Source organism: Streptomyces sp. NPDC058955 (genome assembly GCF_042741435.1).
GTDB lineage: Bacteria > Actinomycetota > Actinomycetes > Streptomycetales > Streptomycetaceae > Streptomyces.
In genome coordinates this window covers 41,190-52,794 of sequence record NZ_JBHYKM010000048.1, presented here as the reverse complement: position 1 = coordinate 52,794, position 11,605 = coordinate 41,190, and the positions used below count along the sequence as shown (strand labels likewise).

General features: G+C 75.6%; 7 protein-coding genes and 1 tRNA gene. 3 read left to right on the top strand and 5 right to left on the bottom strand.

Translation table 11 applies throughout. The features are described 5' to 3' along the window. Positions 1 to 82: 82 nt before the first annotated feature. The 3 genes from ACFW1I_RS19900 to ACFW1I_RS19890 all read left to right on the top strand — a co-directional run bounded on the left by ACFW1I_RS19900 (position 83) and on the right by ACFW1I_RS19890 (position 6,970). Entirely contained in the window at positions 83 to 4,924 is a 4,842-nt protein-coding gene (locus ACFW1I_RS19900; RefSeq protein WP_384671553.1) for a DNA repair ATPase, read from the top strand. A 92-nt stretch (positions 4,925 to 5,016) separates the two neighbouring features. Then, entirely contained in the window at positions 5,017 to 6,081 is a 1,065-nt protein-coding gene (locus ACFW1I_RS19895) for a biotin/lipoate A/B protein ligase family protein (RefSeq protein WP_384671551.1), read from the top strand. Positions 6,082 to 6,163: 82 nt separating this feature from the next. Continuing rightward, positions 6,164 to 6,970, top strand: coding sequence for a S1 family serine peptidase (locus tag ACFW1I_RS19890; protein ID WP_384671548.1), 807 nt, complete (start codon positions 6,164 to 6,166; stop codon positions 6,968 to 6,970). 71 nt (positions 6,971 to 7,041) lie between these two features. On the opposite strand, the gene ACFW1I_RS19885 is transcribed toward ACFW1I_RS19890, so the two are convergent. The 5 genes from ACFW1I_RS19885 to ACFW1I_RS19865 all read right to left on the bottom strand — a co-directional run bounded on the left by ACFW1I_RS19885 (position 7,042) and on the right by ACFW1I_RS19865 (position 11,303). Further along, positions 7,042 to 7,126: transfer RNA gene (locus ACFW1I_RS19885), tRNA-Leu, on the bottom strand. Between the two features lie 97 nt (positions 7,127 to 7,223). Continuing rightward, entirely contained in the window at positions 7,224 to 7,637 is a 414-nt protein-coding gene (locus ACFW1I_RS19880; protein ID WP_384671546.1) for a VOC family protein, read from the bottom strand. A 167-nt stretch (positions 7,638 to 7,804) separates the two neighbouring features. Beyond that, entirely contained in the window at positions 7,805 to 8,887 is a 1,083-nt protein-coding gene (locus ACFW1I_RS19875; RefSeq protein WP_384671543.1) for a polyprenyl synthetase family protein, read from the bottom strand. Further along, complete coding sequence (locus tag ACFW1I_RS19870) at positions 8,884 to 10,242, bottom strand: cytochrome P450 (RefSeq protein ID WP_384671541.1); 1,359 nt, start codon at positions 10,240 to 10,242, stop codon at positions 8,884 to 8,886. The genes ACFW1I_RS19875 and ACFW1I_RS19870 overlap by 4 nt, the downstream gene beginning before the upstream one ends. Then, on the bottom strand, positions 10,239 to 11,303 hold the full coding sequence (locus ACFW1I_RS19865) for a hypothetical protein (protein WP_384671539.1): 1,065 nt from the start codon (positions 11,301 to 11,303) through the stop codon (positions 10,239 to 10,241). Before ACFW1I_RS19865 ends, ACFW1I_RS19870 begins: the two co-directional genes overlap by 4 nt. Positions 11,304 to 11,605 lie beyond the last annotated feature (302 nt).

Sequence of the window (11,605 nt, the reverse complement as noted above, 5' to 3'; positions counted from 1 at the left end):
TGCTTATCTGGTCTGGTTTGGTGGGGCTGGTGTTGGTCCCCCCCCCCCCCCCCCCTCCGCGGAGCGAGTGGGGAGAGCGGACATGGGCGGGCCGAACACGACGGGCACGGGGGCCGAGCCGCAGGGCGTCGACCGGGACGCGTACGCCGTCCTGCGCGGCCGTCTCGCCGCGCAGGCGGCCGAACTGGCCGCGCGGGCCGAGGCGTTGAACGAGGCAAGGACCCGGGAGTTCGGCTCTGGCGAGCTGGAACTCACCGGGACGGGACAGGTGCGGACCGAGGGGTCCCGCGTCCTCACCGACGTCGCGGCCGTCGGCGGCCTGCTGCTCTTCGGCGGCACCCGGCCGGCCGCCGCCGGGGCCGCGGAGCCGCGCGTCGCCGACGTCTTCGCCCTGTACGACCGGGAGTTGGCCGCCCGCCCCGAGGACGCGGTGCCCGGGCTGCTCGACGACCCGGCCTTCGTCCGCGAGTTCGCCGCCCTGCACCGCTACTTCCGCGGCGCGCGCCTGGTCCGGCTGCGCCGCACCGAGAGCCGGCTCCTGGCCGTCTTCCGCACCGGCGAGAAGGCCGACGACCTGCGGGTCCTGCGCTGGGCCGTCGGCCCGTCGGGCGCCTGCCGCTTCCTGGACGCCCAGGGCGAACGGGACCTCGTCGCCCCGCCCGGCCGGCACGTCCACTGGACGGCCGCCACCCGCGCGGACCACGTGCCCGGCCGGCATCCGCACCTCTCGCTCGGCGGGCGGCTGTGCGTCTCCACCGTCGGCGGCGCGCTCACCGTCCGGACCGCCGACGACCCGGACAGCGCCGAGGCGGTGTACGCCGAGCCGGTCGACGAGCCCCTGCAGGCCCTCGCCGACGCCGAGGTCGCGCACGCCGTCGTCGGACCGCTGGTCCTCGTCCGGGTCCTCCCGTACCGCGAGGAGACCGCCCGCCACCTGGTCTTCAACTCCCGCACCGGCACCGTCGTCCGGCTCGACGGCCTCGGCCGGGCGTGCCTGCGGCTCCCCGACGACCGGGGCGTCGTCTTCCCCGGCGGCTACTGCCTCGCCGACGGCACGGTGCGGACCTTCGACACCGGCACGGAGGGCATGGCGTACGACGGGGCCGTCACCTCGCCGCACGACGAGGACGTCCTGTACGCCTTCCGGTCCGCCGCCGACGGCCGGTCGCTGCTCCTGCCGTACGACAGGGTCCGGGAGGAGATCGTCCGGCCCGTCACCGGCCGCGCGCACGCGCTCCTCGACGACGGCACCATGGCCGTCCTGCGCGGCGCCGGCACCGAGCCGGGCCGCGTCCACCCCGTCCAGCTCTGGCGCACCCCGTTCGCGGCCGACACCCACGCCGTCCCGGCCGGGACGGGACCGCTGGCCCGGATCGGCAACGCCGACCTCGTCCGCGGCGTCTCCGACTGCCTCGCCGTCGCCCGGCAGGCCGCCGAGACCGCCCCGACCCGCCAGGTGTACGAAGCGCTGCTCGACGCCTGCGACCGCGCCGCCGACACCCACCACTGGCTCGGCGACCCGGAGACCGGCGACCTCGCCGCGCCGCTCGCCACCCTGCGCACCACCGCCGCGCGGGTCCTCGCCGAGTTCGAGACCGTCGCCGCCCTCACCGCCCGGGCCGCCGACGCGCTCGCCGAGGCCGAGCGGCACCTCGCCCGGCTCACCCGGCAGGTCCGCGGGGAGTCCCCGGCCACGGCCGGGGAGTGGATCGCCCGCCTCACGGAGCTGCGCCGCGCCCAGGGCCGCCTGCTGACCGTGAAGGAGCTGCGGTACGCCGACACGGACGCCGTCGACGCCCTGGCCGGTCAGGCCGAGGAGGACCTCACCGCCACCGCCCGGCGCGCCGTCGCCTTCCTCGGGCGCGCGGACGCCCTCGCCGAGGAGGCGGCGGCCGCCGAACGGCTCGGCGCCGCCGCGGCCGGGGCCGACAGCGTCGCGGCCGCCCGGGACCTCGCCGACCGTCTCGACGAGCAGGCCCTCGCGCTGCGCACCCTGAGCGAGGTCGTCGCCGGCCTCGACGGCGCCGACACCGCCGTGCGCACCACCGTCCTCGAACGGGTCGCCGACGTCCTCGGCCGCCTCAACGCGGCACGGGCCACCCTGCACGCCCGGCGTGCCGACCTCCTCGAACGGGAGGGACGGGCGGCGTTCACCGCCGAACTCGCCCTGCTCGCCGAGACGGTCACCGGCGCGCTCGCCGGGGCGGCCACGCCCGAGGAGTGCGACGACCGGCTCGGCCGGCTCCTGCTCCACCTGGAGAACCTCGCCGCGCGCTTCGCCGACCACGACGGCTTCCTCGCCGAACTGGCCGGGAGGCGCACCGAGATCCACGACGCCTTCGCCGCCCGCCGGCAGAGCCTCACCGACGCCCGCGCCCGCCGCGCCGCGCGTCTCGCCGAGTCCGCGGGCCGGATCCTCGAAGCGATCACGCGCCGGACCGCCGACCTGGCCGGCCCCGACGACGTCCACGCGTACTTCGCCTCCGACCCCATGGTCACCACGGTCCGGCGCACCGCCGAGGAGCTGCGGGAGCTGGGCGACCGGGTGCGCGCCGAGGAGCTGGAGGGACGACTCGCCGCCGCCCGGCAGGAGGCCGGCCGGGCCCTGCGCGACCGCACCGAGCTGTACGCGGACGGCGGCGACACCCTCCGCCTCGGCCGGCACCGCTTCGCCGTCCAGCGGCAGGCGCCCGAACTCACCCTGGTCCCGCACGGCGACACCCTCGCCTTCGTGCTCACCGGCACCGACTACCGCCGCCCGATCACCGACGACCCGGAACTCCCGGCCACCCGCCGCCTCTGGGACCGCACGCTGCCGTCCGAGTCCCCGGACGTCTACCGCTCCGAGTACCTGGCCGCCCGCCTCCTCGCCGAACACGGCGCCGACTCCCTCGCCACCGACCTGCCCGCCCTCGTCCGGCAGGCCGCGGAGGCCGCCGAGGCCGCGTACGACGAGGGGTACGAGCGCGGGGTCCACGACCACGACGCGGCGGCGATCCTCGCCGCGGTGCTGCGGCTGCGCGAGCGCGCCGGGACGCTGCGCCACCCGGCGGCCGCCCGGGCACGCGCCCAGCTGTTCTGGGCGCACACGGCGCCCGCCGACGACCGGGCCGCCTGGTCCCGGCGCGCCGTCTCCCTCACCCGCGCCCGCGACCTCTTCGGGACGGCACCGGGCCTCGACGCGCTCCGCCGCGAACTGGCCGAGCGCACCGGCGATCCGGCGGCCGCCGCGTACCTCGTCGACGAACTGGCCGCGGAACCCGCCGGGTTCGCGGTCTCCCGGGAGGCGCGCACGCTCCTGGAGGCGTTCCGCAAGGCGGCCGGGACCGGCGCGTTCGACGAGGACCTCGGCGCCGTGCGCGACCCGGCGGCCCGCCGGCAGCTCGTCGAGGGCTGGCTGCGCGCCTACGCGGACGCGTCCGGCGACCCCGTCGACGACGGGGTGCTGGCCGAGGCCGTCGCCGTCGAACTCTGCCCCGGCCTGGGCCACTACGACGTCGACGGCACGACCACCGCCACCGTCTCCGGGCTGCGCGGCAGCCACCCGCGGCTGCGGGCCGGCGCGCTGGAGCTGAGGATCGACGAGTTCCTCCTGCGCACGGCCCGCTTCGCCGCCGACGAGGTCCCCGCCTTCCGGGCCCACCAGCGCCGCCGCGGCGAACTCGTCGCGGCGGAACGGGCCCGGCTGCGCCTGGACGAGTACCGGCCCCGGGTCATGGCCTCCTTCGTGCGCAACACCCTCGTCGACGAGGTCTACCTACCGCTCGTCGGCGACAGCCTCGCCAAGCAGCTCGGCGCGGCGGGGACCGGGCGGCGCGCCGACACCCACGGCCTGCTCCTGCTGCTCTCCCCGCCCGGCTACGGCAAGACCGCCCTCGTCGAGTACGTCGCCGACCGCCTCGGGCTGCTGCTGGTGAAGGCCGACGGCCCGGCGCTCGGGCGGCGGACGGTCTCGCTCGACCCCGCCGAGGCCCCCGACGCCACCGCCCGCCGGGAACTGGAGAAGATCGCCTTCGCGCTGGCGGCGGGCAGCAACGTGATGCTGTACCTGGACGACATCCAGCACTGCTCGGCCGAGTTCCTGCAGAAGTTCATCCCGCTCTGCGACACCACCCGCGGTCTGGCCGGGCACGACCTGCGCGGCAAGCGCTTCGCCGTGTGCATGGCCGGCAACCCGTACACCGGGTCCGGGCGGCGCTTCCGCGTCCCCGACATGCTCGCCAACCGCGCCGACGTGTGGAACCTCGGCGACGTCCTCGGCGGCAGGGCGGACGCCTTCGCCCTCAGCTTCGTCGAGAACGCCCTCACCTCCCACCCGGACCTCGCCCCGCTGGCCGGGCGGGACCGGTCAGACCTGGAACTCCTGACACGGCTCGCGGCCGGGGACCCGTCGGCGCGCCGGGATCGGCTCGCCCACCCGTACGCCCCCGCGGAACTCGACCGGATCCTCGCCGTGCTGAGACATCTGCTCGCCGCGCGGACCACCGTGCTCGCCGTGAACGAGGCCTACGTCGCCTCCGCCGCCCGGTCCGGCGGCGCCCGCGCGGAGCCGCCGTTCCGGCTCCAGGGCTCGTACCGCACCCTGAACCGGATCGCGGCCCGCATCTCGCCCGCCATGGACGACGCCGAGCTGGCCGCGGTCGTCGACGACCACTACGCGGCCGAGGCCCGCACCCTGCCCGGCGGCGCCGAGGCCGACCTCCTCAAGCTCGCCGCCCTGCGCGGCACCCTCACCCCCGAGCAGGCCGAGCGCTGGGCGGAGCTGACCGCGGCCCACCTCCGGACCCGGTCCGCCGCCGCAGCGGGCGACGACCCCGCGGCCCGGGCCGTCGCCGCCCTCGACCTGCTCGCCGACCGCCTCACGGCCGTCGAGGCGGCGCTCACGCGGACGGCCGGCGCGCTCCGCCCCGGCGTGGAGGGATGACCTGGAGCGCGACGCGCGTTATACGCAGGTCTGTCCGCGTCGTGGGCCCCGAGGACCGGGGTCCCGGCCACACCTGGGAAGGGAACGAGACGGTGCACGGTGAGTACAAGGCGCCCGGCGGCAAGCTCGTCGTCGTCGATCTGGACGTCGAGGACGGGGCACTGCGCCACGTGCGGGTGGCCGGGGACTTCTTCCTGGAGCCCGACGAGGCGATCGTCGCCATCAACGGCGCCCTGGAAGGCGCCCCTTCCGGCGCGGACGCCACGGAGCTGGCGGCCCGGATCACCGCGGCCCTTCCCGAGTCGACCGTGATGTTCGGGCTGACCGCGGAGGGCATCGGCATCGCCGTCCGGCGGGCCCTCGCCCACGCGACCGAGTGGAGCGACTACGACTGGCAGCTCGTGCACGCGGGACCCCAGGCGCCGGCCCTGCACATGGCGCTGGACGAGGTGCTCACCGCCGAGGTCGCCGCCGGCCGGCGGGCTCCCACGCTGCGGGTCTGGGAGTGGGCCTCCCCCGCCGTGGTCATCGGCAGCTTCCAGTCGCTGCGGAACGAGGTGGACCCCGACGGGGCGGCGCGGCACGGCATGACCGTGGTGCGACGCGTCTCCGGCGGTGGCGCGATGTTCGTGGAACCCCTGAGCACCATCACCTACTCCCTGTCCGTGCCGGAGTCCCTGGTGTCGGGCCTCTCCTTCGCCGACAGCTACGCCTACCTCGACGACTGGGTGCTGGGCGCGCTCGGCGACATGGGCATCAAGGCGTGGTACCAGCCCCTCAACGACATCGCCACCGAGGCCGGGAAGATCGCGGGCGCCGCGCAGAAGCGGATGGTCGGCCCGGACGGCGGCCCCGGAGCCGTCCTGCACCACGTGACCATGTCGTACGACATCGACGCCGACAAGATGCTGGAGGTCCTGCGCATCGGCCGGGAGAAGATGTCCGACAAGGGCACGAAGAGCGCCAAGAAGCGCGTCGACCCGCTCCGCCGGCAGACCGGCCTCGCCCGGGAACAGGTGATCGAGAACATGATCGCCTCCTTCCGCGACCGCTACGGGCTCACCACCGGCGAGGTCACCGCGGAGGAGCTGCTCAGGGCGGAGGAGCTGGTCCGGACGAAGTTCGCCACCGAGGAGTGGACCGCGCGGGTGCCGTAGGCCGGCGGGTGGGCCGGGTGACCCGTCCGTCATCGGCTCGTTGACGTCGTGGACACGCTGCGTCGACGCCTTGGAGGGCACATTGGGACGGGCGAGAGCACTGACGGCGGCGCTCCTGGGGGCGTTCCTGGCGACGGCGCCGGTCGCGCCGCCCGAGGCGGGGGCGATCGTCGGCGGCCGGGAGGCGGCCCCCGGGGCGTACCCGTACGTGGCGGCGCTGGTCGACGTCGAGCGGCGGCGCCAGTTCTGCGGCGGCGCGCTGATCGGCCCCCGGCACGTCCTGACGGCCGCGCACTGCCTGACCGGCTCGTACGCCGACACCGGCCGGGTCGCGGTGCTGCTCGGCGAGCACGACCTGCGGACGGCGGACGAGTCCCGGTACGCGCGCGTGGCCCGCCCGGCCCGCTTCACGCTCCACCCCGGCTACGACCGCCGCACCCAGCACGACGACCTCGCCGTGATCACCCTGGCGGACCCGGTCCGCCCGGACGCCGGCGTCCGCCCCGTCCCGCTCCCGGCACCTGACGAATCGTTCACCCACACCCGCCTGGAGGCCGTCGGCTGGGGCGCGACCTCCTTCGGCGCCGACCCCTCCCCCGTGCTCCGCACGGTCACCCTCGACACCCTCTCCAACCCGTCCTGCGCCCTCCGCGGCGTCGACGGCCTCACCCCGGCCCAGCTCTGCACCTGGACCCCCGGCCGCGACACCTGCGTCTACGACTCTGGCGGCCCCCTGCTCCACCGCTCCCCCACCGGCCGCCCCACCCTGGCCGCCCTGGTCTCCCACGGCCGCGGCTGCGCCACCGACACCCCCGCGGTGAACACCAGGATCACGGCCCACCTCCCCTGGATCACCCACGTGACGGGCGTCCGCCCGGCGGGGTCCTGAGCGGTTCCGGGCATACGGCGACGAGCCGTGCACTCCGGTGGTCACCGGCCTGCACGGATCGTCGTCGATCGTGTCCGAGGGGGGACTTGAACCCCCACGCCCGATAAAGGGCACTAGCACCTCAAGCTAGCGCGTCTGCCATTCCGCCACCCGGACAAGGTGTTGGCCGCTGCTCGTTCCCTCGCGGCGACGAACATCAATCTACCAGGTGTTCGAGGTGCTTCTCACCCACGTTTCCGGTGGTCAGGGCGGGTCAGGAGGGTCGGCCCGCGATGTCGACCATCCAGGTGATGCCGAACTCGTCGGTGCACATGCCGAAGACGTCGCCCCACATCTGCTTCTCCAGGGGGACGGAGACCGTTCCGCGCGCGGCGAGCTTGTCCCAGTAGCCGCGGAGCTCGGTGTCGTCGTCGCCGCTGAGGCTGATGCTGATGTTGGTGCCGACGGTGTGGTCCATGCCGGGCGGGTTGTCGGCGACCATCAGCGTGAAGCCGGCGGGCGTCTCCAGCATGCCGTGCATGATCTTGTCCTCGTAGCCGGGCGGCGCCTGCCCGAACTGGGCGTAGGTGTTGAGCTCCGGGGAGCCGCCGAACACGTCCTGGTAGAAGTCGAGTGCCTGCCTCGCCTGGCCGGTGAAGCTGATGTACGGGTTGAGCCGGGACGCCATGGATCGCTCCTCTGCGGTACGCGGGTCGTGCGCCCCGACCCTAGGCACGCCTCGCCCGCCGGGTGGCCGAGCCGCGCCGGAGGGCTGCGGCACGGCCACCGGGGCGGCCGAGCGGGGCGGCCGAGCGGGCGGGGTTCCGGCGCGCTCGGGCTTCGTGTCGGGGGCCGTCATCCCTCCCGGTAGGCGACCAGGGAGGCCGTGGCGGCGAGTTCCCGGCGCCACTCGGGCGGGAGGTCGCAGTCCGCGAGGGCGGCCCGGGCGCGTTCCACGAGCCGGTCGACGCGCGCCTCGACGGCCGCGTGGACGGCGCTTCCGGACAGTCGCTCGTGCAGGCGCTCCACCTCGCCCCGCTCGACCAGTTCGCGGATCCGCGGGTCGGCGCGCATCGCCTGGGCGAGCAGCAGCGTCATCTTGCCGCGGCCGAAGTCCTGGCGGGCCGGCTTGCCGCTGGCCGTGGCGTCGCCGAAGGCGTCGATGAGGTCGTCGCGCAGCTGGAACGCCTCCCCCAGGGCCTCCCCGTACGCTTCGAAGACCGGCGTGAGGTCGGTGCGGCCGGCCAGCAGGGCCCCGAGGGTCAGCGGGCGCTGGACGGTGTACCGGCCGGACTTGAGCACCGCGATGTGCCGGGCGAGTCCGGCGTCGGGGGTCAGCTCCGCCGCGGCCGTCACGTCCATGGCCTGGCCCGCGATCAGCTCGGCCTTGAGCGCGAACCACTCCTCGGCGACGGCCCGGGGCGTGCCGGTCATCAGGTGGTCGGCGTACGCCCAGGCCAGGTCGCCGGCGAGGATCGCCACCGACTCGCCGTAACGGCGGGGCTCGCCGAACCAGCCGCGGCTCCGGTGCAGTCCGGCGTGGCGGGCGTGCACGGTCGGCCGGGTGCGGCGGCGGTCCGCGTCGTCCATCACGTCGTCGTGGATGAGGGCGGAGACGTGCAGCAGTTCCAGCGCCATCGCGGCCCGGACCGGGGCCTTCCCGGGTCGTCCCCCGGCCGCGAGGTAGCCGCTGAGCAGGAAGCGCGGCCGCAGCCGTTTGCCGCCCGCCCCGACCAGCTCGGACACCGCGAGGGCCGGCTCGGCGCCCCGGCCGTCCTCCCGTGCCCAGCGGAACCGCTCCCGCGCGAGGTAGGTCCGCAGCTCCTCCTCCACCCGCTCCAGCATCGACCGCAGCGCGTCGGGGCCGGAGGCGTCCCGGTCGGCGGGGAGGGGGTGCGTCAGCGTCCCGCCCCGCCGGGTGCCGGTGTCGCCGGTCACCGGCGGCGCTCTTCCACGCGCATCCGGGACTCCCTGGGCCGCAGGGTGGAGCCGGCCACCGGGCGGGGCGGCCGGCCGGTGAGGGACCGCATCCGCCAGCGGACCATGAGCGAGGCGAGGATCAGCGTGATCTCCGCGTAGGCGAGGGACTCGCCGATGCACTTGCGCACGCCGGCGCCGAACGGCAGATAGGCGTGGCGGGGGACGGCGGCCGCCCGCTCGGGGAGCCAGCGGTCCGGGTCGAACCGGTGGGGATCGGCGAAGACCGCGGGGTCGCGGTGCAGGGCGTACGGGCTGAAGAACACGTCCGCGCCCTCGGGGATGCGCCAGCCGCCGAGGTCGACCTCTCGGGTGGCCCGCCGGGTGAGGATCCAGCCGGTCGGGAACATCCGCAGCAGCTCCTGGACCACCCGGCCGAGGTACGGCAGCCGGGGCAGGTCCGCGTACGCCACCGGCGCGCCCGCCAGCACCTCCTCCAGTTCGGCGTGCACCCGGCGTTCGACGTCCGGGCGGGCGGCGAACACCTGGAAGGCCCACAGCAGCAGGGTGGCCGAGGTCTCGGTGCCGGCCACCATCATCGAGCGGACCTCGTCGTGGACCTGCTCGGTGGTCATGCCCTCGCCGGTCTGCTCGTCGCGCGCCGACATGAGCATCGACAGCAGGTCGCCCTGGTCCAGGTCACTGGCCCGGTAGTCGGCGATGATGGCGTCGACCACGTCGTACAGACTCCGCAGTGCTTCCGCCTCGCGCCGGTTGACCGGCAGCGGGAGCCGGTGGACGAACTCGACCGGGATGAACGCCCGCCGCCCCACGCCCGCCACGAGGGCGGGCAGACAGCGCCGGATCTCGGCCGCGGCGTCCGCGGTGACGGAGGAGAAGAGCGTCCTGGACAGGATGTCCATGGTCATGTCGTTGAGCTCGGGCCCGAGGTCCACCACCTGGCCGTCGCGCCAGGTCGCGGAGACCGCGTCGGCGGCGTCGAGCGCGGCCCGCGCGTACAGGCCCATCCGGGTGTGGTGGAAGGCCGGCTGGGACAGGCGGCGCTGCCGCAGGTGGAACTCGCCGTTGGAGGCGGCGAGTCCGTTGCCGAGGAGCTTCGTGGCCTGCTCGAAGAGGGGCCCGCCCTTCTCGAAGCCGCTCTGGTGGGTGATGAGCAGTTCCTTCATCAGCTCCCCGGTGCCGACCATGTAGGCGGGCCGGGGGCCGATCAGGAAGCGGGTGACCGCGCCGTGGTCGCGCAGCCGTTCCACGAAGTCCAGCGGTCGCAGGGCGAGCCAGGGGGCGTGCCCGACCAGCGGGAGGCCGCCCGGCAGGGTGCGGGCCGCCCGGGTCGGCGGGGTGGTGCGCTCGGTCATGGTGCCTGTCCGATCCGGTCGGCCACGAGGAGGAGGTCGCCGCGCCCGGCGTCGCTCGCGCTCAGGTAGTCGGGGCGCCGGCCCGATCCGGACCGCCGCGTGTAGCGGGTGGTGGCGAGGGACCAGTCGTAGGTCACTCTCAACTGCCGCGTGAGGGCTGTCAGATGACGCAGGGTCGCGGTCCGCTCGGCCGGGTCGCAGGAGAGCCGGTCGCACAGCTCGGGGAGGGTGGCGGCGGTGTGCCGGAACCGGGTGACGAGGACGTCCACCCGGTGGCGGACCTCCTCGACCACCTCGTCGCGCGGGCGGCGGGTCTCGTGTTCCAGGACGAGGACGAGGTTGTGGGTGTCCCCACGGGCCTCCTCGTGCTCGATGGAGTGGACGTCGTTGCAGTGCGCGATGATGTCGATCTGGAGTTCGGCGAGCCGTCGCACGGCCGGGTCGGCCAGGACCCGTTCGGGCACCTCGTAGCGTCCCGCGCGCTCGACCGCGTCCAGGTAGACGTACATCGCCATGGTCTCCCGGCGCAGGGCCAGGTAGCCGGCCAGGTCGGGAACGGTCCCGGCGCGGCGGGCGTCGGCCTCGGCGAGGAAGGAACGCAGGAAGCGGCCCCAGCCGTGGCCGGCCCGCGCCCGCCACTCCGGGGACATGGGCTCCCGCATCCGGGCCCACAGGTCGACGGTGGCGGCGGTGAGGGCCTCGACCCCGGCGGGAGCGGCGACCGGCCCGCCGGCCGCGGTCACCGAGGTGAGCGCGGCGACGGTGGCGGCGGCGAACTCCGGGTCGTCCCCGGCCGGTCCGTCGAAGAAGTCGTCGCAGACCGCGGTCCAGGTGATGAGGTCGGTCATCACGTCGAGGTCGGTTCCGTCGGCCTCGGGGGCGAAGCCCGTGGCGACGTCGGCGAGGCGCATGGCCAGGAAGTAGCCGGTGGCGGCCGGGGTCGGCGGGATCAGGCCCTGAGCGGTGGCCCAGGCCACGCCGCGCCGCCGGGCGCGCTCGACCGCCTCGGGGCGGACGCCGACGGCCGGGAAGGGGAGGTGGAAGTCCACGTCGGTCGGCATGGGTCAGTTCCCGCTGCCGGTGCCGACAATGCCGGGGATGTCGGTTGCGGACAGGGACGGGGGCAGCAGGGCGTCGCATATCACGGAAGGTCTCCCATGGAGGGTGGTCACGTGCGAGGGCGCGCGTCTCCGGCCGGCGCCGCGCGCTCGTCGGCGGCGGGGCGGGGCGGCGGAGGCGGCCGCGTCGCGGGCTCCCGGGTCCGGGGGGCGGCGGGGGGGGGGTGGGCCGGCCCTCGGGGGGTGGCCGCGGCGGGGGGGGGGGGCGAACGCATCGTTGAGCTCGAAGGTCGTCAGGTCGGCGA